The sequence below is a fragment of the Stenotrophomonas maltophilia genome (genome assembly GCF_002799155.1).
Classification (GTDB): Bacteria; Pseudomonadota; Gammaproteobacteria; order Xanthomonadales; family Xanthomonadaceae; genus Stenotrophomonas; species Stenotrophomonas maltophilia_R.
In genome coordinates, this window is the sequence record NZ_NERD01000002.1 from 3371337 (window position 1) to 3394395 (window position 23059).

General features: G+C 61.4%; 24 protein-coding genes and 1 pseudogene. 9 read left to right on the forward strand and 16 right to left on the reverse strand.

From position 1 onward, the window contains the following. Positions 1–11 precede the first annotated feature (11 nt). Positions 12–362 carry a VOC family protein gene (locus tag B9Y82_RS16130; RefSeq protein ID WP_100474014.1) on the reverse strand — a complete coding sequence of 117 codons (351 nt, stop codon included), beginning with the start codon at positions 360–362 and terminating at the stop codon, positions 12–14. A 104-nt stretch (positions 363–466) separates the two neighbouring features. After that, positions 467–667, reverse strand: coding sequence for a hypothetical protein (locus tag B9Y82_RS16135; RefSeq protein ID WP_087923722.1), 201 nt, complete (start codon positions 665–667; stop codon positions 467–469). A 188-nt stretch (positions 668–855) separates the two neighbouring features. Here B9Y82_RS16135 and B9Y82_RS16140 point away from each other — a divergent pair, with 188 nt between their 5' ends. Beyond that, on the forward strand, positions 856–4206 hold the full coding sequence (locus B9Y82_RS16140; RefSeq protein WP_100474015.1) for an autotransporter domain-containing protein: 3351 nt from the start codon (positions 856–858) through the stop codon (positions 4204–4206). A 143-nt stretch (positions 4207–4349) separates the two neighbouring features. On the opposite strand, the gene B9Y82_RS16145 is transcribed toward B9Y82_RS16140, so the two are convergent. Then, positions 4350–4802: a PA2169 family four-helix-bundle protein gene (locus B9Y82_RS16145; protein ID WP_014648535.1), complete on the reverse strand. Its 453-nt coding sequence runs from the start codon at positions 4800–4802 to the stop codon at positions 4350–4352. Between the two features lie 464 nt (positions 4803–5266). After that, positions 5267–6160 carry a DMT family transporter gene (locus tag B9Y82_RS16150; protein WP_100474016.1) on the reverse strand — a complete coding sequence of 298 codons (894 nt, stop codon included), beginning with the start codon at positions 6158–6160 and terminating at the stop codon, positions 5267–5269. A 65-nt stretch (positions 6161–6225) separates the two neighbouring features. Between B9Y82_RS16150 and B9Y82_RS16155 the strand changes: the two genes are divergently transcribed. Beyond that, positions 6226–7029: an AraC family transcriptional regulator gene (locus B9Y82_RS16155; RefSeq protein ID WP_100475256.1), complete on the forward strand. Its 804-nt coding sequence runs from the start codon at positions 6226–6228 to the stop codon at positions 7027–7029. 7 nt (positions 7030–7036) lie between these two features. Here B9Y82_RS16155 and B9Y82_RS16160 read toward each other — a convergent pair whose 3' ends face one another. Beyond that, the gene (locus B9Y82_RS16160) at positions 7037–7453 is read right to left on the reverse strand and encodes a hypothetical protein (RefSeq protein ID WP_100474017.1); all 417 of its coding nucleotides are present in this window, start codon (positions 7451–7453) and stop codon (positions 7037–7039) included. Between the two features lie 127 nt (positions 7454–7580). Between B9Y82_RS16160 and B9Y82_RS16165 the strand changes: the two genes are divergently transcribed. Then, on the forward strand, positions 7581–8222 hold the full coding sequence (locus tag B9Y82_RS16165; protein WP_100474018.1) for a glutathione S-transferase family protein: 642 nt from the start codon (positions 7581–7583) through the stop codon (positions 8220–8222). 22 nt (positions 8223–8244) lie between these two features. Here the strand turns inward: B9Y82_RS16165 and B9Y82_RS16170 are convergent, their stop codons facing one another. Together B9Y82_RS16170 and B9Y82_RS16175 are read right to left on the reverse strand one after the other, a co-directional pair. Then, positions 8245–8652, reverse strand: a complete 408-nt coding sequence (locus tag B9Y82_RS16170) for a hypothetical protein (protein WP_100474019.1) — start codon at positions 8650–8652, stop codon at positions 8245–8247. 49 nt (positions 8653–8701) lie between these two features. Next, positions 8702–9121, reverse strand: a complete 420-nt coding sequence (locus B9Y82_RS16175; protein WP_100474020.1) for an H-NS family nucleoid-associated regulatory protein — start codon at positions 9119–9121, stop codon at positions 8702–8704. Positions 9122–9239: 118 nt separating this feature from the next. Here B9Y82_RS16175 and B9Y82_RS16180 point away from each other — a divergent pair, with 118 nt between their 5' ends. Beyond that, a complete protein-coding gene (locus B9Y82_RS16180; protein ID WP_100474021.1) occupies positions 9240–9632 on the forward strand; it encodes a DoxX family protein in 393 nt (130 codons plus the stop codon). A 24-nt stretch (positions 9633–9656) separates the two neighbouring features. On the opposite strand, the gene B9Y82_RS16185 is transcribed toward B9Y82_RS16180, so the two are convergent. From B9Y82_RS16185 to B9Y82_RS16195, 3 genes are all read right to left on the reverse strand, one after another. Then, entirely contained in the window at positions 9657–10346 is a 690-nt protein-coding gene (locus B9Y82_RS16185; protein WP_100474022.1) for a hypothetical protein, read from the reverse strand. 320 nt (positions 10347–10666) lie between these two features. Continuing rightward, positions 10667–10897 (reverse strand): hypothetical protein, encoded by a 231-nt coding sequence (locus B9Y82_RS16190; protein WP_157804647.1) that lies wholly within the window; start codon positions 10895–10897, stop codon positions 10667–10669. A 680-nt stretch (positions 10898–11577) separates the two neighbouring features. Then, positions 11578–12714, reverse strand: coding sequence for an HNH endonuclease (locus B9Y82_RS16195; RefSeq protein ID WP_100474024.1), 1137 nt, complete (start codon positions 12712–12714; stop codon positions 11578–11580). A 91-nt stretch (positions 12715–12805) separates the two neighbouring features. Here B9Y82_RS16195 and B9Y82_RS16200 point away from each other — a divergent pair, with 91 nt between their 5' ends. After that, on the forward strand, positions 12806–13795 hold the full coding sequence (locus tag B9Y82_RS16200) for a tyrosine-type recombinase/integrase (RefSeq protein ID WP_100474025.1): 990 nt from the start codon (positions 12806–12808) through the stop codon (positions 13793–13795). A 71-nt stretch (positions 13796–13866) separates the two neighbouring features. Then, positions 13867–14148 (forward strand): excisionase family DNA-binding protein, encoded by a 282-nt coding sequence (locus B9Y82_RS21065; protein ID WP_428993189.1) that lies wholly within the window; start codon positions 13867–13869, stop codon positions 14146–14148. Positions 14149–14208: 60 nt separating this feature from the next. On the opposite strand, the gene B9Y82_RS16210 is transcribed toward B9Y82_RS21065, so the two are convergent. The 4 genes from B9Y82_RS16210 to B9Y82_RS16225 form a co-directional block, all read right to left on the reverse strand. Beyond that, on the reverse strand, positions 14209–14652 hold the full coding sequence (locus B9Y82_RS16210; RefSeq protein WP_100474027.1) for a RidA family protein: 444 nt from the start codon (positions 14650–14652) through the stop codon (positions 14209–14211). A gap of 70 nt (positions 14653–14722) precedes the next feature. Beyond that, positions 14723–15088 carry a hypothetical protein gene (locus B9Y82_RS16215; RefSeq protein WP_100474028.1) on the reverse strand — a complete coding sequence of 122 codons (366 nt, stop codon included), beginning with the start codon at positions 15086–15088 and terminating at the stop codon, positions 14723–14725. Positions 15089–15857: 769 nt separating this feature from the next. Further along, entirely contained in the window at positions 15858–16160 is a 303-nt protein-coding gene (locus tag B9Y82_RS16220; RefSeq protein ID WP_100474029.1) for a hypothetical protein, read from the reverse strand. Between the two features lie 481 nt (positions 16161–16641). Continuing rightward, complete coding sequence (locus B9Y82_RS16225) at positions 16642–17823, reverse strand: hypothetical protein (RefSeq protein ID WP_157804650.1); 1182 nt, start codon at positions 17821–17823, stop codon at positions 16642–16644. A gap of 388 nt (positions 17824–18211) precedes the next feature. Between B9Y82_RS16225 and B9Y82_RS16235 the strand changes: the two genes are divergently transcribed. Continuing rightward, entirely contained in the window at positions 18212–18400 is a 189-nt protein-coding gene (locus B9Y82_RS16235) for a hypothetical protein (protein ID WP_238381624.1), read from the forward strand. Between the two features lie 520 nt (positions 18401–18920). After that, positions 18921–19109: pseudogene (locus B9Y82_RS16245) on the forward strand (DNA methyltransferase); the annotation flags it as partial. 81 nt (positions 19110–19190) lie between these two features. Here B9Y82_RS16245 and B9Y82_RS16250 read toward each other — a convergent pair. Further along, on the reverse strand, positions 19191–19667 hold the full coding sequence (locus tag B9Y82_RS16250) for a hypothetical protein (protein ID WP_100474032.1): 477 nt from the start codon (positions 19665–19667) through the stop codon (positions 19191–19193). A 993-nt stretch (positions 19668–20660) separates the two neighbouring features. Here B9Y82_RS16250 and B9Y82_RS16255 point away from each other — a divergent pair. After that, positions 20661–22073 carry a ParB/Srx family N-terminal domain-containing protein gene (locus B9Y82_RS16255; RefSeq protein WP_100474033.1) on the forward strand — a complete coding sequence of 471 codons (1413 nt, stop codon included), beginning with the start codon at positions 20661–20663 and terminating at the stop codon, positions 22071–22073. Here B9Y82_RS16255 and B9Y82_RS16260 read toward each other — a convergent pair. After that, positions 22070–22918 carry a DNA adenine methylase gene (locus B9Y82_RS16260; RefSeq protein ID WP_100474034.1) on the reverse strand — a complete coding sequence of 283 codons (849 nt, stop codon included), beginning with the start codon at positions 22916–22918 and terminating at the stop codon, positions 22070–22072. The genes B9Y82_RS16255 and B9Y82_RS16260 overlap by 4 nt on opposite strands. Positions 22919–23059: the final 141 nt, after the last annotated feature.

Consider the following 23059-nt stretch of genomic DNA (forward strand, 5'->3'; position numbering starts at 1 on the left):
CTCGCCGTCGCTCAGGCGTGGGCGAGGATGTTCAACAACCGACCGAATGGATCGCGGACGAAGAAGCGCCGCACGCCCCAGGGTTCGTCAGCCGGACCATATTCCAGCGCAACGCCGGCCGCGCGCATGCGCTCCAGCACCTCCTGCAGGTTGTCCACCTCGATCGAGAGGTCCGGCACCGGTGCTCCGGAACCCCCTTCGCTGGCGAAGCTGACCTGTGCCAGCGCACTGCCCTGCCCGCCATGGGTGACGATCCAGCCATGGTCCATCACCACCGGCATGCCGAGCAGTTCGCCGTAGAACGCTGCGGCACACGCGGGGTCGGGGGTGGCGATGTTGGCAACGACACGCTTGACGGCCATGTACCACTCCAGCAGGAAGAATGCGTCGAGACTGCCCGACCCTGCGCACAAACAGAAGAGCCCCGTCACAGACGGGGCCCGCCCTCAGCCGTTCACGGCAGGGGTTACACCGCGCCGCAGCGCTCCATGATGCATCGATCGTATTCGTACTGGCATTCCATGGCATCACCACCACCGGATACACACGCCTGGTAGGCCTTCCAGCAGGGCAGATCGCAGGGCTGAACCGGCCCGGCCACGGCCACCGAGCCACTGCAGGCCAACGCGAACACGGCACCGGCGATCACTTTCCTGAAAGTACGCATCGACATCGCTCCTTGATAAGCCTGGTGAGCCCAGGCCCGGCCACGGTAAAGGGGCCAAGGGGAAACCAGGTGAACGTGTGCGTCACACATAATTAACGCGTTCATAAAATTCCCTTCACATCACTGGGGGATACCGCCACGCCTTGACGTTAACGGCCTTGTTGTCCGTCAACCAAGGAAGTTGTCCGATGAATCACCCGCTGTACGGCCGTTCGTCCCGCTCCCTGTCGCACCGTCCGCTGGCGCTTGCCGTCGCCAGTTCGCTGCTGCTGGCCGCCGCATTGCCGGCCATGGCCGGCGAATCACTTGATGCCTGGCAGCAGCAGCGCCAATTGCAGGCAGCGTGGGCGCAGCCCGCTGCCAGCACGGCACCTGCAGCCACGGCCACTGCACCAGCCGCCAGCAGCACCGCCGTTCTTGGCAGCCCAGGCGATCCGGCCAGCTGGCGCAGCGATGAATTCAACGCCGATTGGGGCCTGGGTGCGATGGGCGCCGACTACGCCTATGCGCGCGGCCTGACCGGCAAGGGCGTGCGCCTGGCGCTGTTCGACTCGGGCTCCGCACTGGCGCATCCAGAGTTTGCAGGACGCAATACCTCCAGCATCACCATTGGCGCCGACTGCGCGACGCCGGGTGTCGTCGCAGGTACCGGCGCCTGCGGGCAGACCCGCGGCGAACAGCCAGGCTTCAACTACTACGGACTCGGCGCCGGCGTTCCGGCCTCACTGGCGGCACGCCTGATCGCGGCTGGCCTGCCCTATGGCTTCAGCTATGCCGATCATGGGACCCACGTACTCGGCACCATCGGCGCCAACCGTGATGGCACGGGAATGCACGGCGTAGCCTTTGGTGCGGACCTCACCGCCGCCCGCGTATTCGGCGACACGTACTACGAATGGCGCCTCGACCCGGATGGCTACTACCGCCCGCGCGCGGTGTACCGCACCGATCCGGATGATGCCGCTACGCTGGACATGTATGCGCAGATCCAGGCGCAGGGTGTACGCGCCATCAACCACAGCTGGGGCATTTCCACCCGCAACATGACCGCCGCCGCGCTGGACCAGCAGTACGCCAGCATCGGTGCCGACTACGGCGTGTACGGCAGCATCTACGCCAGCAACGACGGTACCCCAGGCTCCACCCTCATCCAGGTGTGGTCGGCCGGCAACGGTAGCGGTGCGGTTGCCGGCATCACCGCCTCGATGCCGCGCTGGAAGCCCGAACTGGAACCGTACTGGCTGGCGGTCGCCAATGTCCGCCGTCCCAATGCCGCCGCAGGCGAAACCGATTACGTGATCGATGGCAGCTCCAGCATCTGCGGCGTTGCCGCCAACTGGTGCATCTCGGCTCCCGGCACCGACATCCTCAGCACCATCGTCTCCGGCGATATCCAGGGCCGCATCGAGAACACCTCCGCCTACGTGCGGCTGATCATCGACAGCGAGAACACCAACTACGTCTACGGCACCAAGACCGGCACGTCGATGGCCGCGCCGCACATCACGGGCGCTCTCGGCCTGCTGATGGAGCGCTTCCCGTATCTGGACAACGCCCAGGTCCGCGACGTGCTGCTGACCACCGCACGCGATCTCGGCGCGCCGGGTATCGACGCAATCTACGGCTGGGGCATGGTCGACCTGCGCAAGGCCATCGAAGGCTACGGTTCGCTGCGCGTGGATACCAACGTGGTGATGAACCAGAAGGCCGGCGGCCTGAAGGTCTGGGAAGGCGACGCCTGGGACAACTGGACCAATGACATCGGCGGCCCCGGCAAGTTGACCAAATCCGGTATCGGCTGGCTGCGCTTGAGCGGCAACAACAGCTTCAACGGCGCCGTGGTGCAGGACGGCACGCTGGAATTGAACGGTGCGAACACGCTCACGTCGGCGGTCGAGGTCCAGGGCGGCCGGTTCCTGCTCAACGGCGGCCTGGTCTCCACCGCCTTGACCACCACCGGTGGCGTCAGCACGGTCAGTTCCAGCGGCGTGCTGAACAACAGCAATCTGGTGGTCAACGGCGGCGTGGTGTCCTTCAACGGCACGCAGACCGGTGGCACCACCACGGTCGGCGCCAATGGCCTGCTGAAGGGCGTCGGCACGCTCGGCAACACCCGCGTGGACGGCATCATTGCGCCGGGCAACTCGATCGGCACGCTGACCATCAACGGCAACTACGTGCAGGGCGCTACCGGCGTCTATGCGGCGGAGCTGGCACCGGGTGGCCGCAGTGACCAGCTGCACGTGACTGGCACCGCCACTCTCGGCGGCACCCTGGTCGCGCTGCCGGAACCGGGCGTGTACTACCTCGGCGAACAGTTCAACTTCCTGCGTGCCGACGGAGGCATCAGCGGCCAGTTCGCCAAGACCGACTTCAGCGCGTTCTCGCCCTTCCTGCAGTTCAGCCTGGCCTACGGCGCCAATGGCACGCGCATCGATGTCGCCCGTGGCGCCTCGCTGACCACGGCTGCCAGCACCCCCAACCAGCGCGCAGTGGCGGCGGCGGCCGACCTGCTGCCGATCGCCCAGGGCCTGCCCAAGCCGCTGACGCAGCTGTTCCCGCAGCAGGTCGGCGGCGTGCTCGACGGTCTCAGCGGCGAGCTGCATCCGGCCACGGCCATCGCCCTGGTCGAGGGCAGCCGCTACGTGCGCGATGCCGCACTGTCACGCCGTGCCGGCGCTGCGGCACCCGGCACCGACGCGGGTGATGCGACGGGTGCATGGGTGCAGGCCATCGGTGGCAACAGCAAGCTGGATGGTGATTTCAACACCGCCCGTACCGAAGCCAACAGCAACGGCCTGCTGGTCGGCATCGACCGCGAGTTGTCCGGCTGGCAGGTCGGCGTGCTGGCCGGCACCGGCCGTACCGACGTCAAGCAGCAGGACCGCCGCGCCAAGTCGAAGATCGACAACACGCACTTCGGCGCCTATGCCAGCCACACCTGGGGCGGCTTCGGCCTGCGCGGTGGCGTGGCGTGGAGCAAGCACGAGGTGAAGAGTACACGTGACGTCGCCTTCGCAGGTTTCAGCGACAGCCTGAGCGCGCGCTACGACGCCCGTACCCGCCAGGCCTTCATCGAAGCCGGTTACCGCTTCGGTGGCCCGGAAGCGGGGCTGGAACCGTACGTGCAGGTGGCGCGCGTGGAAGTGGACCTCAAGCGCATCAACGAACGCGGTGGAGCAGCGGCGCTGCAGGGCAAGGTGGACGACACCGGAACCACGATCGCCACCGCCGGCGTGCGCTTCGACAAGGGGTTGAAGGCTTCGTTCCAGCAGGAAAGCTGGCTGCACCTGCGCGGTGGCGTCGGCTATCGCCGTGCCTCGGGGGATCGCAGCCAGGTCGCCAACCTTGCCTTCGCCAACGGCAGCACCACATTCGCGGTCAACGGCGCACCGATTGCCGACAACGCGGTGGTGGCCGAACTGGGCCTGTCGGCCTGGCTGACCCCGCGACAGCAGCTGGAGCTGGGCTACAGCGGCCAGTTCGGCAGCGAGAGTCGTGACCATGGTGCGAATGCACGCTGGTCAGTACGTTTCTGATTCCAAAGCAGCATGTGCTTGACGGATTGGGGCGGCCTCGCGGCCGCCCCTTTTTTACGTGTGTCCACAACGAGCGCAGAAGATGGCCGGGGCAGCATACTGCCCCGGCCGTGGCGCCCCGGGGAGAAGGTCGCCTTGAACCGTCAGGCCGCCTTCATCGCATGCTTGCGCGCACGCATCACGTTGTGACACTCCTGCACTTCCGGCAGCAGCTGGGTCACTTCCTGGCGCACGGCGGGCGGCAGCTCGTTGTCCTGCAGCACATCCTTGAACGCGCCCAGCAGGCGGTCTTCGGATTCTTCAAGTTCAGCCACGTAGCCATAGTTGGTGTCACCGAAGGCTGCACGGACCTTGCCGTAAAACTGCTGCATGGAACCAACCACAGTGCCGTGCTCGGCCGGCTTGCCGCCGCTGGCGGCCACCGAGCCGCTCAGCGCCGCCACGATGCGGCCCTTGACGCCGGCAATGCGGGTGAACAGCGCCGACAGCTCGGCGTCCTTTACCTTGGTCGCTGCCTCTTCATAGAACGACTTGCCATCACGGGCGATCTCGATCAGGTCGTTGAGGCGATGTTCGATGGTGGACTGGGTGCTCATGGCGTCGCTCCTGTTTGCTCGGAATTCTGCGGGGAATGGCAGCGCGGGTGCGTTGCCTTCGACACCACTGTGGAGGTTCGAATGTGCCTGTCGGGTGAGTACGAATTGATTCGCGCATCACCCTGCAGAACACGTGCTGACTTCTTCATCGCCAGCACCACCTGCCTTCACGGCATCTGAGCGTGCAGTGCGAACGTCACCAGGGCGCGATGACGATGATCAGGCTGACCAGCAGCGCAATCGCCAGGATCACCAGCAGCACGTGCCATTGCTTCCAGCTGGGTTTCGGCTTGCCAGGCGTGTTCATCGGCGGCCTCCTGTGTGTGCCGGGAAAGGAGCTGCCAGACTGAAGCGCAAGCGCATCGCACAACGTGGACGGCATGTGCACTCCCCGTGTAGGGCGGTCGCCGCAGGCACGCGAAGACGCCGCATTCACAGACAGCGCCGTCGCGGGAGGTGGAGCATCACACCGGTTCGGCCTCACTCACAACCGTCGCACGCTTGGCGCTGTACTCGGCGAATATTACACCAGACACTGCGAGCACGCCGCCGGCCAATACCCAGCCACTGAGCGATTCGCCCAGCAGCAGCACGGCTAGTGCAGCGGTCACGATCGGCACCAGGTTGAAGAAGCCGGATACACGTGCGGCTCCCAGCCGCGAAAGCCCCGTCATCCAGGTCAGCGGCGCCAGGATCGACGCGCACACCGCGGCGAAACCGATACAGCCCACCGCGGTCAGGTTGTTCACCCCGGTGCCGGCCATCAGCTGTACTGGCAGCAGGATCAGCGACGCCGCCGTGGCCTGCAGAAACAGCGACTCCAGCATCGACAGCGGAATCTTCCAGCGCTGCATCAGCACGTTGTAGGCGGCAAAGGCCAACGCACCGATCAGCATGATCGCATCGCCGCGGTTCAGGCCCTGCGCCGCCAGCCGTGCCAGGTCGCCCTGCGATACCACCGCCACCACGCCGGCCGTGGAGATCAACGCACCGACGATAGCGGCGCCACGCACCGGGTGGCCCATGAACACGCGTGACAGCGCCAGCGCGATCAGCGGAATCAGGGCCTGGATCACCCCCATGTTGGTGGCCGAGGTGAAATGCGCCGCGTAATAGGCCAGGCACTGGTACATCACACCGCCCAGGCAGCCCAGCACCAGGAAGCGCCCGAGGTTGGCACGCACGGTCTGCAGGTTGTGGCGCAGTTTCGGCAGCGCGAACGGCAACAGGACAACGGCAGCAACCAGCCAGCGGAAGAAGCCGATGTCGATGGGGCCGACCGAGCCCGAGGCAAGCTTGGTGACGATGGTGTTCGCGCCCCACAACAGGCAGGCGAGGATCGGAAAAAGATAGTTCACGGAATGTGGGTGTACGTGGGAGGTTGCCCAGCGTAGGCTTGGCGCATATCAAGGACATCCTGAAAATGCGCCACTCCGACCCGGGCTTGCGGCAACCGATGGAACCCATCCCCACCTTCCGCCAGCTGCCCGGCCCGATCTACTTCCGGCAAGGCGCAATGGAACCCAACGACTGGGGTACGCACAGCCATCCCTGGGGTCAGTTCAACTTCGTTGCGCAGGGCGTGATGGAAATGAAGATCGAGGGCGAGTGGATGGTGTCGCCACCGCACTACGCGCTTTGGATTCCACCCGGCGTGGCCCATTACTCGCGCAACCGCTCGGTGCTGGCCTATCGATCGGCCTATCTGTCACCAGCATTGTCACGCCGCTTGCCCGCGCGGTGCCGGGCGCTGGAGGTCACGCCCCTTCTGCGCGAACTGCTGCACGAACTGGCGCGCCAGGGCGTGACTGATCCGCAATCACCGGCACAACGCCGGATGGCGGCCGTAGTGATCGACCAGATCGTCAACGCCGCCGTACTGCCCAGCTTCCTGCCGATCGCCAGCAGCGACGCATTGAAGCAGGTGATGACATACATGGAAAAGCATCTGCACGCCGCCGAAACGGTCGCCGACATCGCGCAACGGCACCACATGAGCGTGCGCAAACTGGAGCGCCTGGCGCGCAGCGAGCTGGGCATGTCGTTGGGTGACTGGCGCGGACGGATGCGGTTCGTCAGGGCCACCGAAGCGCTGTGCACGCGACGGCCGATCAGCCGCATCGCCGAGGAGCTGGGGTACTCAGGGGTCAGCGCCTTCGCCGAGATGTTCAAGCGGCATGCGCAGTGCACGCCCGACCAGTATCGGAAGCTGCATCGAGCGGGGTGAGGAAGGCCTAGAGAGCGACCAGCAGGTCCACGAGCAGCTTCGGCAGCAACAACGCTGCCGCAACGCCCGCCAACAGGATCAGTAGCACCTTCGCCGTCAATGGGCGACGGCGCGGATTGCCGAAGTACAGACGCAGGTCGCGCAGTTCACTTTCCAGCCCCTGCCGCACGCCAGCGCTCTGTGCACCGGGCTCGAGCAGCTGCCGTTCAAGCGCTTGCAGGCGTTTCATCAGTTCGCGTGGCGGTGTAGCCCGCATGATCTGCTGATTGAGTTCCTGCAGGCGGCGCGCCTGCGGCATCAGCGCCGCCACGAGGTCATCCGGCGGAAGCTGCGACACCAGCCGCAGAGCGTCCGCATCCATTTCAGCCTGGAGCACATCGCGTTGCTGCTGCAGTTCGGCCAGGGAGGCGCGGCGCTGCCACATGGGGAGGTATAGGGTTGACAGGTAATGGACAGTGTATCGCCCGGTGGCCCGGGAAAGCTGTCGATTTCCCGCCCCGTCGTTCGTCGAAGGGGAAAAGGCGGGCCCTTCGGCCCGCAGGAGTATCCCGATGCGCCCGATCCTCACTGCATTCGCCACTTCCCCGGACCGCAGCCAGGGCCTGGCCCGTGACATGCGCGTACGCTGGGCGCTGGAGGAGCTGGCCGTGCCCTATGACGTGCAGTTGCTCAGCTTCGCCGAGCTGAAGCAGCCTGCACATCTGTCGCGCAATCCCTTCGGGCAGATTCCCACCTGGCAGGACGGCGGCCAGATCCTGTTCGAATCCGGCGCGATCGTCCTGCACCTGGCCGAGCAGCATGCCGGCCTGCTTCCTGCTGATCCGGATGCACGCATGCGCGCAATCATGTGGGTGTTCGCTGCATTGAATACGGTGGAGCCCCCCATCGTCGAGCGCTCGATGGCCTGGGTGCTGGAGCGCGAGCAGCCCTGGTATGCACAGCGCCTGCCGATGCTCGAAGAGCGTGTGCGTATGCGGCTGTCACAACTGTCCGCCTGGTTGGGCTCGGCGTCGTGGCTGGATGGTGAATTCAGCGCCGGCGACCTGATGATGGTTTCGGTACTGCTGCGCCTGAAGAGCAGTGGCCTGCTCGACGAACACCCGCAGGTGGTCGCCTATGTGGGCCGTGCAACACAGCGCCCCGCCTACCAGCGCGCCTTCGCTGCGCAGCTGGCCGTGTTCCAGAACGCCTGATGCTACGCCCTGTGGGCAGGCCTCAGCGTAGACCACGCCGGCAGGCGGCCTGCACCAGCATCAGCTGTGCCACCAGGATCAGCATCGCGCAGCCTGACAGCAACCACGGATCGATGTACCACTGCGTGTTGAAGCTGAAGTCGCCGGCGGAAATGCGCTTCCAGCCGTTGAAGTGCTGCATCGCCGCGACCACGAACGCGAACCCACCTGCGGTGTAGGACAACCAGGGCACGATGAGACCGCCCGGGCGCGCGAACAGCGTCAGCAGGCCCAGCACGCCGATGCCCGTGCGCTGCACGCGGCAGTACGGGCAGACATAAGCCATCCCGCTCCATTCCACCACCCAGGCCAGCAAGCTGACCAGCACCGCGGCGCCTGCTGCGATATAGAGCATTCTGGTCGGGATTGTCATGCTGCCATCGTGTGCCACGCAGCGCTCCTTCGTTCAAAGACCCAGCCAGGGTAGCAACGCGGCAGGGTCAATCCTTCTTGAATACCGTGCGCTTGCCGATCGGGCTGCTCTTGCGCGCCGTCGGCCGTGCCAGCCCGGGAATCAGGAAGTCGGTAACCTTGTGGCCCTTCTGCACCTTGGACGCCAGCCAGCGCGGCATGCGCCCACGGCCGGACCAGGTCAGTTGCTTGTACTCCGGGTCGCGGTACTTGGCCGCCACCTTGCCGGCCCTGCGCCGTGCGGGTTTGCGGCTGGGTGCGGCCGCTTCGATGGCCTCTGCGCCAAAGAGTTCTTCAAGGGTGTAGCCAGCTTCGGCCGCAGCGGCTTTCAGCATCCGCCGCACGGCGCTGGCCGGACGCCGGCTTGAAATGAGCTGTTTCCGCTGTTCAGCGGCAACCACCAAGGCGCTCAGCTCCCGAAGGCTGAGCGATTCAATATCGATCGTCATGCGGGAAAGGTCTACTGCCGCGCGGCGCCTGTCAAGGCGCCTTGCCTTCCGCGTAGACACGGGCTTCACTGCCGGTGGGCTCCGATCGCCTTCGTCGGCCATCCCCGAGGACATCCCTGTGAGCACCTCATCGCATTCGCTCGCCTACCTGCTTGCACGCCTCCTGCTGATGGCGCTGTTCCTGGTGTCCGGGCTGGGCAAGCTCGGCGATCTCAACGGCACCCAGGGCTACATGGAAGCGATGGGCGTGCCCGGCATCCTGTTGTGGCCGACCATCGCCTTCGAAATCGGCAGCGGCCTGTGCCTCCTGCTCGGCTTCCAGACCCGGCTGGTGTCGGTCGTACTGGCCGGCTTCAGCCTGGTCACCGCGTTCATCTTCCACCACAACTTCGCCGACCAGACCCAGCAGATCATGTTCCTGAAGAATCTGGGGCTGGCCGGCGGGTTCCTGCTGCTGGCCTGCACCGGGGCGGGGCGCTACAGCATTGATGGGCGTGGGCGGCGCGGGTAAGCCTCGATCCGTGGTGCGTACGCGCTAGCGGCGAAGTCCGGCCTCCGGCGCCAGCGTGTGGATCACTCTTCCCTGCGCATCCAGGAACTCGATGGCGCCGTAACCCTCGGCCGTGATGGTCAGGCGCAGGCGCGTGCGGTCGGCCGTGTCATTCAACGCGATGGCCGGCGTGCCGTCAGAGCCGACCACCAGGCCGATTCGGGTCGGTGCCTGCACGCCGGGAATCAGCTTGTTGCCCAGCGCAGGCTCGCGGATCAGCTTCGGCGCCTGGTTGATCGAAAAGCTCACCGCACCGTCCGGCGATACCCGCCAGCCAATCGCATCCATCGCCGGGTGATCCAGCGCCAGCACCGCCATGCCACCGTCAACATCGGCAGTACCGAAGCCACCACGCTCGCTGCCCGTGTCATCGTACAGCACCATGCCGGCCACGTTGAAGGCGCGCTTGTACTGCAGGCCATCGATGATCGGCGCCGGCGTCTTGCCGGACAGCGTCATGCGGATCACGCCCGTGTCATCGACGATGTCGATGCGCCGTGCAGTGATGCGCTCGTGGTCGGGTGCTTCCACGCGCGTCTGTGGTGCCCTGTCGACGATCAGGCGTTGCAGGGTTTCAACGGACGGGCGCTTGGGTGAGTCGGAAGGCTCTGCTGCAGCGGCAGGCAATGCCGCAAGAGCAGTCAGGACGACGAACGTGCAGGCAATGCGCTTCATGCGGGCTCCTTGTCGTACGGGTCGGCGGATGTCGCATCTTGCCACCTTCTGCACAACCACCGTCTGCACAGGAGCCCATCGGGCGTATCCGCCGCGCGTCTCCTGGAGCGGATCGTACCCGGCCTCATGCTCCACTGATCGCTCCGCCCATTCTGGATGTCCCCAATAGAACTTGGAATGCACCCGCTTCGGTGTATCGCCATCGCGCTCGCTGGACGCGCCCGATGCTTGCATGCAGTCAATCACGCTTGGCAAACATCCAAGCGGACGGGGCCATTGTTGCCTCTGATTGCGTCAATCGCATCAATGGCCCCGATGCGCTAGTGCCGGCACATCCCGCCACCCACCACGGCCTGTATCGGCGGATTCGGCGGATTCGAGTACACGAACACGTGGCGCCAATCCTGCGGTTGAACCCAGTCTTTCATGTACGCATACAGGAAATGGCCCGTGATCAGCTTGGCATCTGCGCGCAGGTCACAATACATGGGCAGGCTGCTGCTGTTGACGATCACGCATCGCGCTTGAACGGGTGTGTAGGTGCAGCTCATGTTGACCTGGAACCACACTGGCCCAGGCTGGGCTCGGGTAGGAGTGACGAGCAACAGCAGCACGGCTACAGCAATCACTAAACGAAGCATAGATCCCCCTGGACTCTATTCGTTTGGAAAGGCTGGAACGCAATGTCGGGTTGCGGAAGTCCCGCGGGCAGATAATCGCGCACTTCAGCCGGGTACGGAATCCCTGAGTCACCTGCGCCGGTGCCCCCCAGCAGTTCCATCGAGAATGTCCGCGTGAACCTTGAGGCGGCCGGCCCTTCCCTTTAGCGCTCACCCTGCACCTGCCATGCCGGCTCAGGAGGCCCATCGACATCCATCGCGGGAGAGAGAAGGGCATCTTCCCGCCCAAGCGCAAGGTTGGAGGCGTTGGATTCGCGCACCCAGGGGCGCTTAGCAGTGAACGCCCCAGGACGCAGGGGCAGCCCGCGACCAACGGCAACGGTAGCGGGGCGTGGACGCTCACCGAGCGGTCATCGGGCCGCGTCGGTTTGACGAAGGAGGCACTGCGGATGATCCAAAGTGCCTGATTCGATGGAGCCCACCAACAACCGCACCACAAACTTAAGTAACTGATTTATATGAGAAATATAAGAGTATGACGTGAACACGACTCACAATCGGACTCACATTTCTCCAGGCACGCCAGGGCCAGCCCGTGGCCCTGGAACGCATCAGGGAAACTCGCGTTCGTGATCTATGCGCAGCACTTCCATCACATAACTCTCAATCAGTTGATCCGCTGCCTTCTTCTTCTGGTCATCTGGCAAGCTCGACTCCTTAAGCGCCACTAGACCATCGATAAACTCCTCCGTTCGGGCATCTCGATGTCTGCGCTGAATCTCTTGCATCATTCTCATCAGAGACTCTCTATGTTCGTGATCCGATGGAGAGCGTCGACGCGGGTAGGATCGGCTAATCTCATGCGGGGCAAATTTGATCGTTTCAGAAGCCCCTGCAACCGGATCTACCCAATAGACAATTCCGATATCTGGACCATCCCAACATTCAGACATGATCCCGGTTATCGCTATCGTCCCATAGATCTGCAGCACACCAATCAAGAGTGAGCGTTCTCTATCGGCCACTACCATCAGAGCATGCCCGAACTCGTACTCCGGCTTGCGCTCGGGGAGCGACATATTAAGCCAAGGTTGGAAATTTCCTCCTATCTCCAATGATCCATTGATGTAGCAGACGATGTCCCGAAGACTATCGGAACGAAGCCTTTCCGGCGCGACTGAGGTTGCTAGCAGCGCCAGCATCATCTTCGCTGCACATCGCTTTTCAATTTCGCCCACCTTCAGCCTCGCCGAATACAGAGGCGCGGCCGTAGACTTGCTAACGAAGCGAGTACCCTCTATTGAAAATTTCTTATCCGGAAATTTTTTGAGGTAATTTGCCATTAGCTTCTCGACATCTTCTCGAGTATTAGCGCTAACTGTCAGGCCTATATTACCGTCGGCAAGCTCCGTCTCTTGAACCTTCGATCCACGCAGAGAGAACTTTAATCCCGGAAGGATCTGCAGCGGATGCCCATCTAGCTTCTCTTCGGTAGCCAAAGTTGGCGCATCGCCTTTCCGCGCACGCTTGGCGTTAAACATGTTCGCAATTGGCGCGAAGACCTCTGCGAACTCCGCATCCAGCTCCGTACCAAGTCGATTATTACAGCCTTGGCAGCAGAGATTTCTCGTAACCTTCTTGCCTCCAAGCGCTGCGATCAGAACATGTTCTTCAGACCCCTTGCCCACGGGAAACGTCGAGACATCTCCTGGCAAGCAGTACACGCAATTTAGCAGTGAATCGTTCAAAGCCCTGACTCCATTCGTGGGGAGTTGTGCACATAGCCCGTAATAATTACCTGCAAGCTAGCAACATGGCAACGGACGGGGATGTGCTTCAATGGTCAAGGTCACAATCTACTGGCGGGACGGGGTCGCCTACCTCAACTGGCGCGATGGCGGCAAGAGATTCCGCCCATCCATCGGTCGTGTCAGCGCTCGCGAGGCTGAGGAGATACGATCAGCGCGCGAAGCGGAGCTGAGGCACGGCGTAAGGATCATCTCCCGTGCGCCACTGTTGCGCGACTTTCTAGGCGTCTGGCTGGATTGGTACAAGGCCGAACACCCGACCACGCATGGCAAGGCTAAGAGTGAGCTGCGCCTAATCTTGGATAGCCTGGGTCACCGGCCAATCGATACCCTGCGCCCTATCGAACTGGAGGCGTATAAGACCCAGCGCCTGGTAAAGGACAAGATGGCGCCGGAGACAGTTGGGAAGGAGGTTCGGCGCCTGCAGGCCGCGTTGAGGTGCGGGGTGCAGTGGAAGGAACTGGATACGAACCCATTTGAGGGGATCCAGGCGCCAAGAGGGGTGCGGAGCGTTGCCGTCCGGTTCTATACCGCCGATGCAATGCAGCAACTCTACGCGGCCAATGCCGCCCGGGCCAACCTATGGCGGTTCATGGCGCACACCGGGATCCGGCGCGGCGAGCTGATGCACCTCAGGCACGAGAACGTAGTTGCTGGTCGCCTGCTGGTCGAGAGCGATCCCGACGAGGATGGCGATGGACGCACGAAGTCAGGGAAGTGGCGGGAGGTTCCATTGAACACCCATGCCGCCGCTGCTCTAGCCTCCCTCCCCGATCCACTGGTGAGCGTCCACAAGGACACCGTGAGCGACTGGTTCAAGGATGATGCGACGACAGCGGGTGTTGGCGGGAGTCTTCACCGCCTGAGGCACACGTTCTGCGCCCACATGGTCATGGCTGGCGTGCCATTGCGCCGCGTGCAGCTCCTGGCCGGGCATGCTGATTACGCAACTACCGAGAAGTACTACGCGCATTTGTCTTCGGATGGAGATGCCGCAGCGGTGGCTACTTTGAGGTTCTAGCCACCAAGAATCTGTCCAGCAAATCAGAAGGAGCTGCTGCAATGGAATTGAGCAACAAGCTGCTGACCTTGATGGAGGCAGCAGAGCTTTCAGCCTGCTCAACCAGAACCCTACGCAGAGCCATTGATGGCGGGCAACTCGCCGCAGTGAGACTCGGGCAGAGCGCCAAGTCGGATCGCATACATAGAGAAGACTTGGAGGCTTGGTGGAACCAATGCCGCCTGCGACCTGTAGCAGCTCCCAGAATATCTATACGTGATATTCCCCCGCCACCACTTGATACGGCGGAGGCGAGAATCGAGAAGAGGCTGGGAATCAGTGCTAAGGGCAAGACGGGCCCCCGCCGACGCTGAGCGAAGAGCTGCAAAACGCCAGCAAGGTCCGGCAATCCTGAAGGCCGCGCCCGTATACGCCTAGTCTTGGACCTCGGCCCGGAAGGCGATCTCAATCAGCTGCTCGGGGAATGCCAACGCCGAGACTCCGATCAGGTTGCTGGCAACCTGCGGCACAGGCTGGCCGTAAACGACCGGTCGCACCTTGCCACTGGCCGCGAAAGCTGCCGGAACGTCGATGACGAACAGCGTTTCCTCGACCACGTCCGCGAGGGACCCACCCAGCTCTGCCAGCAGCACCTGCGCGTTCTCGTAGGTGCGCCGCATCTGGGCTTCCATGGTGTCGAAATTGGCGGGCTTACCATTCGCCCCCAGCTCTGCGGGTGCGACCAGCTGCCCCTCCGGCGTATGGGACAGCTGTCCGGACACGAAGATCGTGTTGTTAACGCGGACGGCTTGGACATACCCATAGGCCGACTCCCACGGCACTCCGAAGCTGGCGGTCTTGCGATTGCTGGCGCTCATCGTTGCTCTCTCTAGTGAAAGGGCAAGTGTGGCAAGCAATCAGCGGCGACCGCCTCCCCTGAACGGGGGATCAGATTCGAGCGCGGGACAGCTGCTCTCTACCTGCCCTGACCCACGCCTTCATGGGATCCCCCGCCCTGGGCTTGGTCTCCTTCGGCGGCCGGCGTGGTTCCAGCGCTTCCTTGATTCGCGCCAGTTCCACAGTCCCGGCCTCGGCCAGACGCCGTGCCTGTTGCTGCTGCTCTCGGGTAGGCGGCAGGCTGGGCAGTGGCGGGGGCAACTGGATCGGCGTGCTGTCGGTCAGCCGGGCAACGCCCTCACGCAGCGGCAGCTCGGGATACAGCCGGGCAGCGCACCAACGCTCGGCGTAGCGCTTCGCCTGCCGGCCATGCCTACATCCCGTGGGCACTGCCGCCGTCGTTTTCAGGATCGTCATTAGATGCCACCGTGCAGACCGATACTTCCGTTTGCGCCGACGTCACCGCGTGAAGAAGCTCTTCCGCCTCTATGCTGAGCGGAGGGAATGCCCGGTCTGTAAGCACGCCAGTCTTCTTCAGCTCATCTGCACGTTGACGCACTGGGTCGGTGAAAGGATGCTCTTCCCACTTCACACTCGGGGCATCCGTGGCAACTTCGATGCCACACGAGCGCGCCCAGTAAAGAACAGCAGTACCCAGAGGAGAGCTGAAGTGCAGCAATTGTGCGAGGTACTGTGGCTGGACATACGTGGAGTCATCAGGCTCCAAACCGATTAGGACACGAGCGTGCCCCTGACTGAGAAGGCCAGCGAGAATGGTCAGCCGTGCAGATTTCTCAAGTTTCCCATTCATAAATGAAGTTCCTTTTCGAAGTCAGCGACCTATATCGGCATGCAACTGGCTGGCTTTAGCCATACGGTCCAGAAGCCACCTGGGCAGCCAGAAGGATCGCTTGCCGCATCATGTCCACGACCGCATGCGTTCGTAATGCGTCCGTATTGCGAGCGCATCTTCCGAGCATGACGAATGCATTGGAGAACACGCGGGTCGCCAGGCGTGAAGTGAAGCGAACCGCAGTTTGATAGCCGTGGACAGGCGTCACCATAACGTCACACGTTACGTCACGGTGGAAGACTGCGGCGGGAGGGGCCTAAGAAGCGGTACGAAAGAGCTCGCCCAATGTAGGGTGTGGTGCCGGACCAACGAGACATCCTTCAGGGATGCGATCTAGCTGCAGAGTTCCTCGAGCGCCTCCTCAATGTCCGACACCCAATTCTCGATGTAGAAGCGCCCGGATTGCCCATCTGAGCGGGTCAGCTCCTCGGAGCCATAAGTCTTTAGCTTCCCGTATACGACGTCGCCCTCATAAAGGTAGACCCCGGAGTAGTGCTCTGCGGCGATGTACCAACCGTCAGCAGTTTCAATAATGGCGTTGCCCGAACCACAGACATCCTCTTTGACCACAACCCCCTTGTCAGCGAATGCAGGGAAAGAGCAGCATAAGAAGAACACGAGCATAAACTTTCGCATACATCCTCCTGGAGGTTGCAACGCTATCCTGCACTCTCTGATACGCAGGTCCAAACTGGGCGCAGCGATTCTGGCTATGCAGATTCCGGGGCGGGATGCAAACAACCCCGACTATGAGCCTTGTCACGCAACCGGCTTCCAATCCGCCTGCTCTCATTCCTCGAGGCACTGCCGAAATTAACTAATGCATGCGCTGCATTGTCGTCCAGCGGGTCGCTGTAGCAGTCGAGTCCCTCTTTTTGACACTCACCAACCGAAACTCCCCAGACCCCCCCTGATTTCAAGCCTCTCTGGAGGTAGGCTTCGAAAGCCAGCTTAGGGTCAATGATCGTCCGACGATCTACAGACAAGCTCCCTTCATCATTGCTATTGGGACTGAAGGCCACCGAAGATGGGCGGCCTTCCTGAATCCAGAGAGGCAGAACTTGTCTAAGCATGATTTCGTCGACGTGCGAAAGCTTCGACGCCTCGTCCACCGGCATTATCGCGACTCCTCCATGTTTACTTGGGACCACACCCGAAGCGCTGTCGCTGCCAAGTCTTCTGCATTGAAATAGATGAAGTCTTCAACCTCGCCTGGGCCATCAATATTCACAGCGAGGAATTCTGCAGCGTCAGAGCCAGGCTCCACAGTAGCCGATATTTCCCACCCTCCCCAAGACCACTCCGCTACAACCCCGCCCTCCGGAAGCGGGTAGATATACGGCCTAGGAATCCCTGCACTCTCCATGGCCTCAAGTAGGGTTCTCATAGAGGCAACCGCACTTGATGCCGGCGCCGGATTACCGTCGCTATACCAACCGGCCGGGGTGCCTTCTATCTCACGCAGTCTGGCTGCAGTGGACGCGATGGGCTCTGAAGGGCCGAACGGAATTTCTTCATACTCCGTAATTTTCAGCAGACGATCTTGACGATCAAACAGGCCCAGCCCGGTAATTCGCGCAGTCTGCCCGACCTTCGAGTTCAGAAAGCTCCACTCATCACGGTTCGACACCACCATGTCTATGGTTCTAGCGTCATCTGCAATTAGGTGAATCAAGCCCTCCGTGCAGCGCCCGCCATCAAATCTAAAGTCGCCATCTACGTGACCTTCGTAGGAGTTGCCCACCTCCAGGACGATAGCCTTTCGGGTCTTACCCCCATATCGAACGGGGGTCCGGCCACCTTCGGACAGCTCTAAAAACTCACTCTGCCTAAAGTTCCGCCCAAACCTATTAAACTTCGACGCTAGATCTCTCGGAAAGCCCTCAGGTAGTGGCAGACCGCTGTTCGCACACGCGATTACTTCAAAAATCATCTCCCGCGCAGCGACGAACTCCGTGTGCGCGGGGAAGGGAAACGATGGCTGGTCCTCCAACGGCGCGTATGCTTCATTGCTAAAGGTTCGACTCGCTAGTGTGACGCTATTCCCAGGCGTTAAGGACTCGATTCCCAACTGGAACGAGTCCGTGAAGCCGCTGGGGACCTTTCTCCTATTGGGGTGGGATCGCTTAAACAACACGCGCGCCAGATCGACGACTAGCTCACGATACGCGGCGAGGTCTGATAGCACATCGAACGGGACTAGATGAGTGTCAAATCGTCCGCCTGCCAGCCGCATACGAATGAACTCTTCCGACCCAGCTTGCGAGCCATTCGCGTCTTGTTCTGGGTAATCCGACATAGGTCTTAATCCGGTGGTTTCGCTGGTATATCAGATTTGTAGGTGGCGTGCAGCCATTGCCGTCCCCTAGTGCATCAAGTGGACTGCCTGCAGGCTATGGAACATGTCCACCTCGGCCACCCACCGGGCGTTGCTGAAACAGCTAACTAGGCCGCACTGGCAGTGTCTGCCCGTCCAGGCAGGGCAGCGCCCGTCGTGGAGGTCGTAGGCCCTCCAAGGGGCGCCAATCGCAGCGGCAGCCACTTGCATCCGGCCTTCGAAATCCTCAGGCAGGCATTGCCGCTCGGCAGCGAAGACCTCGTAAGTCACACCGTCCCAGGACTCTTGGGAGCTATCCGCCTCTAAAGTAGAGATTGCCTCTCGGTCAGAGAAGCTGGGCTATCGCTGCATGGCGATGAGCGAGGGGGTGATCGCGGAGGAAGAGCGGTTCTCGATGCACGGACTTAAGCACCGAGGCATTACCGACACCGAGGGCAACCGTGGCGACAAGCAAGATGCGGCCGGGCACAAATCGCCCACCACTACGGGCCGCTACGATCACGACGTGCCAGTCGTGAAACCACCGCGCAAGCGTTGAATTTTCCCGGCAATTTTCCCACCGGCACAAAAAAGGCACTTGGGCTAAAGCCTAAGTGCCTGTTTTTTATGGTGCCCACCAGGACTGATATACCACACGTCATTCATTGTCCTGCAATGCTTTCGCGATTAGCCTTCACTCCTGTTACCGCCAAAGTTACCGCCATCAAGAGTTCCTTTAGGAGACGACAATGCGGGCCCGTGAACAGGGGAGTATGAGCACACAAGTGCTGACATTCGAGGATCTACGCAAACTGTGTGCGCCTAATGGTCCGTCGCCGCGATTGTCTACGATGGAGCGTTGGGCCCAATCACAAGGCATCCGGTACAAGTACGATGGCCAAGGTGGGATATGGACAACCATCGACGCTCTGAATGCTGCATTGGGTCTGCACGCAGCAAGAGAAGACGAACAGTATCTAATCGACCTCATCTGATGCACCTACAGCATGTGCGATTTGGTGAAGCCCACCGATGTGACTCGGCCGTGACACGGAGCTTTGGCCGACACGCTCGATATGACCAGCAAGCCAACCGACCTTGTGCGCCAGTTGGTGGGGATCTGCGAAGAAGGCGACCACATCCTCGACCCGTTCGCTGGCGCAGACACCACGCCGGTAGCCGCGGATCTGGAAGGCTACCAATGGACCGGCATTGAGATGACCGGGCACTACTTAGATGTGGCACAGGGCCGACTGCCTCCCGCATAAGCGAATGGTCTGTTCGCCCTGTTGCAAGAAAGCCGCCTACGGGCGGCTTTCTTGCGTTTGGCGGGACCGTCAGGCCGGAAGCTATGCGGGGCGTGATACCCGCAGCAAGGGCTGGCTACCTACCTGGTGCTTGGCTTCGTCAACCAGCCATATGCTGAAATCTTGGATGTAGAAGCGGTCGCCATCGTCTTTCACTGGCTGGCCCAAGGACGTTACGGCCTGCAACTCGTCCCGGTGGCCCCACAAATGGCCATACAACAATGCGCCGTCACGGCTGATGCGAACTGCCGGCAGGTGCTCGACGATATCGGCGCCTGCAATGTCATCCACAAAGATAGCCCAGTCGAAGCCGTCAGCCACGACCAGGGCCTCCTCCTTGGGAGCGAGTGCCAGGGCGCCGGCATCCGGACCGTCCAGCATGAGCATCTGACCAACTTCTTGGTCAGCAATGTGCTCGGCGTCCACCTTGATCGACCACCTTCCCTTACACCGGAACAGTGAGCCTGGGGCCGCTTGGGATGCCAAGACGGTCTTGAAGGCACGCAATGGGTAGCTCATCCACAACTCCTTCCCTTGTCCTTGGTTGGATGCCGCAGAGCATATCGAAGAGCACGGCAGAGAAGCCCTCGACCCATGGAACATCGTGCCCCACCAGCGAGACGTACGCTACGGCGACAGATCGTATGTTGTCACCGCTTCAACGTCCTCAAGCATCCGCGAGCGCACTCGTCTCCCCGCCACGCCTGCTCACTTCGTAGGGTGCTTTTTCTGCACCACCTGCACGCGGGTTCAGAGCAGACCCAGAAAGGCGGGTGCGGGCATCAGAGCAGCATTACATTACCTGCGGATCCCTGCAGCGAAGGCGGTATCTGCCACCGAGATTGGAGGGTGGGTGGAGGCGAAATTTACTGTGACCAGAGAAAGGGCAAAACGATTTGTCCAACAGCGTCTAAGAAGAAGAATCCCACTACTTACAGTGTTTTAGGGGAGGCCATGAATTGATGGACGGGAACGCATTTCTGGTTACAACGACGGCACCTCTGACCGGGCTTTCTGAAAAGCCTGAAAGCCCTGTCTCGCAAAGCTCTTCGGGACATTTGCGGCCCACTGCTGCCGCCTGCGCCTGAAGAGTATTCTTGACTCGTTGTCTCCGCTGGTTACGGCGGTAACATTGGTTACACCAGCAAAACATTCCATATAAAGCAAATACTTACGGCCTCGCGGGCATCGGTCGACCTACTGGTTACAACTGGTAACGCTGGTTACGCCGATGGCAACGGGCAGATACCCACTCTCACGCTGGGTCGCACCTGCTAGCGCATGCTCAAGGACCGGGGAGCTCGATGGCACCTCGGAAGCGACTTCCGTCAGTGACGAAATCCGGATCGACGCGCACCTGCGGAGGCCGCAGATCGAAAAAACGGAAGTTCCTGCTCCTTCACGGGTTAGGCCCTGGGTTCCATCGCCGTTAGCCCGCCCAACTGGCAGCCACCGTCACGCAAAGCAACCTTCATTGTAGAATCACCCACCACAAGGACGCAGGGGGTAGCCATGACGCGCAGCAAGTTCGAATTAGTCACTAGCGTGCCAGTAAAGGACTTGCTGCTAGATGTGCGCAATGCCCGAATTCGCTCGGGAGCGGATCAGGCGGACTGCATTAGCCGCATCGCGAGCGGCCAGGAGGAGCAGCTGGTCGCACTGGCATCCGACATCGCCGAGCATGGACTCTCGACGGCCCCCATCCTTGCAAAGCGCCAGGATGATGGCCGCTACGTCGTATGGGACGGAAATCGACGCGTGACAGCGCTGAAGCTCCTAGATAACCCCTCGCTCGCCCCCAGTTCGGCTCTTCGGAGGCGTATTGAGGCTATCAATGCTCGCTTTCCGGCCGCAGCCACTCAGATCGATCTGCTCCAGTCCCAAGATGAAGGGGCGCTGGTCAGGGAGGTCGTTTCGCGTCATGGTGGCGGCCTGAAGGGCGCTGGCCAGTTGGACTGGAGCGCGCTGATGCGAACCTTTTTCATGACCTCGCATGGCTTGCCCGAGCAAAACCGCCGCGCTGCCGCACTGTTTCTCTGGGCCGATGATTATGGCGTAAGTCTACCCGATGATTTTCCAATCACCACCATCATGCGTTTTCTGACCAAGGAAAACCTGCTGCGGCTCGGCTTCGAGGAAACGAGCGATGGTATGGAGCCACGCATTCCGTTGGAAAAGGCCATCGAGGTTGCCCAACGCCTAGCAGATGACTTCCGCCCGGGCGGCCCCAAGCAAGTGAACGACGTCTTCAACAGCAAGCTGGCCGATGCCTACATCGCCCAGGTGCGGGTGTCGCTTGGTTTGGACCAGGTGCCGGAAAGTACGCCACAGCCCCCACCGGTTGCACCCAAGCCTCCCAAGGCAGGCCCAGGCAAGCCCACCAGCCCAGCCCCAGCGACACCAACAGCGCCCGACACGGAGCCTGGCGACTCCGCAGATGCACCCACAACGGCCCCACCTCGCCCACGCGCCCCGCCCAAGCCGACTTGGGATCGAGACAAGCTCTTTCGAGGTGGCTCTCCCGGATTCTCCGTGCCGAAGAGCGAAGTCAAGGTTACGAACATCCTGGCTGAACTGCGGAAGCTGAAAACCCGTGACACTCCGCTTGCTGTGTCTGCGCTCTTTCGCATGCTCGTCGAGCTCAGCACCACCTACTACTACGAGAACGCGGCGGGAATTTCGGATCGCGGCGATAACAACCATAAGCGCATTGCTTACGCTGCTAAGCATATGTTCCAAGCAGGGCTGATTACCGAAGCGGTGAAGGAGCAAGTTCTACGCCGGACAACTGAAGCCGACGGGATGCTGCAATACAACTCGCTCAACCAGTACATGCACACGTGGTCAGCCCACCCGGACTTCCAGCAACTTCATGTGCTTTGGGATGAGCTAGAGCTGTATCTAAAAGCCTGCTGGAGCGTCTAACGCTTCAAATACGGCGGCACGCTGAGCGCGAGATTTCCGTAGAACATCAGCTCCGTGGCGTCAGGCCTACTCAGATGGGTACTGTACTTGAGCGAGAACGTCAGACTGTCCGCATCAGTGTAGAGCTCACTGATTTCCTTGCAGTTGTCGTATGTAACAAGCCAAGGCGTCCTTATCTTTTTCACGCGGTCGGCTATGGCCGCGTGGTCCCGATGCTCATAGAAATTTCGATAAAGCTGCGCGCCTTTGTTGTAGTACGGTGGGTCGAAGTAGATGAGACTCTTTTTGGGTAGTTCGGCAGAGATTCCCTCTGCCAGATCCATCGCGTCAAGGTTGTAAAGGCTAATCGCATTGCGATAACCACCGATACTCTTGATACGGGAAGCCAGATCCTTCCTGTTGAAGCGGGCATCCAGCGTGTAGTCACCCTTTTGCTCTCTGCCGCCGATTACACCAGCACTCAGTATTCCAGAACGGTTGGTTCTATTCAGAAAAAAAGCGGAGAAGCCCACTTCAAACAGCTCATGCTTCTGCGGATTCCGTAGAACTTCCCGGTGATGCTCCCATCTACCGATGGAGACCTTGCAGCGCTCCACGCGAGTTATGAATGCATCCGTTTCGTCCAGGACAGCTTTCCAAAATGCGTAAACAGCAAAGTCAGCATCATTGATCACGATGCGATCCACAATCCCCGTGGACAACAGGTGGATGGCCGCTCCAGCCCCGCCCGCATACGGTTCGATGTACGTACCGCCACTAATTCTGTTGGCGCGCAGCAAATCAGCGAGCCACGGGCCCAGTCTCCCCTTACCGCCTGGGTACCGCAGAGGCGTAACAAAAGCCATGGCCAGCCGGCCTCCTTCATCAAGGTCTGTAATTCTACTGACTCGTGAGCGCGGTTGTCTGTTTTATACCTCGACGACACCTGTGATTGTGACCGTACCGAAAGGGCAGATGGGGGGCGCGCCACAGGCATGCCCGGCCAA

Coding starts and splice junctions, on each gene's coding strand:
- B9Y82_RS16250 (WP_100474032.1), bottom strand. CDS start 19,667: ATGAGCTACCCATTGCGTGCCTTCAAGACCGTCTTGGCATCCCAAGCG.
- B9Y82_RS16145 (WP_014648535.1), bottom strand. CDS start 4,802: ATGAGCACCCAGTCCACCATCGAACATCGCCTCAACGACCTGATCGAG.
- B9Y82_RS16165 (WP_100474018.1), top strand. CDS start 7,581: ATGCGCCCGATCCTCACTGCATTCGCCACTTCCCCGGACCGCAGCCAG.
- B9Y82_RS16255 (WP_100474033.1), top strand. CDS start 20,661: ATGACGCGCAGCAAGTTCGAATTAGTCACTAGCGTGCCAGTAAAGGAC.
- B9Y82_RS16220 (WP_100474029.1), bottom strand. CDS start 16,160: ATGCGAAAGTTTATGCTCGTGTTCTTCTTATGCTGCTCTTTCCCTGCA.
- B9Y82_RS16225 (WP_157804650.1), bottom strand. CDS start 17,823: ATGTCGGATTACCCAGAACAAGACGCGAATGGCTCGCAAGCTGGGTCG.
- B9Y82_RS16155 (WP_100475256.1), top strand. CDS start 6,226: ATGCGCCACTCCGACCCGGGCTTGCGGCAACCGATGGAACCCATCCCC.
- B9Y82_RS16260 (WP_100474034.1), bottom strand. CDS start 22,918: ATGGCTTTTGTTACGCCTCTGCGGTACCCAGGCGGTAAGGGGAGACTG.
- B9Y82_RS16140 (WP_100474015.1), top strand. CDS start 856: ATGAATCACCCGCTGTACGGCCGTTCGTCCCGCTCCCTGTCGCACCGT.
- B9Y82_RS16235 (WP_238381624.1), top strand. CDS start 18,212: ATGGCGATGAGCGAGGGGGTGATCGCGGAGGAAGAGCGGTTCTCGATG.
- B9Y82_RS16185 (WP_100474022.1), bottom strand. CDS start 10,346: ATGAAGCGCATTGCCTGCACGTTCGTCGTCCTGACTGCTCTTGCGGCA.
- B9Y82_RS16210 (WP_100474027.1), bottom strand. CDS start 14,652: ATGAGCGCCAGCAATCGCAAGACCGCCAGCTTCGGAGTGCCGTGGGAG.
- B9Y82_RS16190 (WP_157804647.1), bottom strand. CDS start 10,897: ATGAGCTGCACCTACACACCCGTTCAAGCGCGATGCGTGATCGTCAAC.
- B9Y82_RS16215 (WP_100474028.1), bottom strand. CDS start 15,088: ATGACGATCCTGAAAACGACGGCGGCAGTGCCCACGGGATGTAGGCAT.
- B9Y82_RS16175 (WP_100474020.1), bottom strand. CDS start 9,121: ATGACGATCGATATTGAATCGCTCAGCCTTCGGGAGCTGAGCGCCTTG.
- B9Y82_RS21065 (WP_428993189.1), top strand. CDS start 13,867: ATGGAGGCAGCAGAGCTTTCAGCCTGCTCAACCAGAACCCTACGCAGA.
- B9Y82_RS16160 (WP_100474017.1), bottom strand. CDS start 7,453: ATGTGGCAGCGCCGCGCCTCCCTGGCCGAACTGCAGCAGCAACGCGAT.
- B9Y82_RS16130 (WP_100474014.1), bottom strand. CDS start 362: ATGGCCGTCAAGCGTGTCGTTGCCAACATCGCCACCCCCGACCCCGCG.
- B9Y82_RS16135 (WP_087923722.1), bottom strand. CDS start 667: ATGCGTACTTTCAGGAAAGTGATCGCCGGTGCCGTGTTCGCGTTGGCC.
- B9Y82_RS16200 (WP_100474025.1), top strand. CDS start 12,806: ATGGTCAAGGTCACAATCTACTGGCGGGACGGGGTCGCCTACCTCAAC.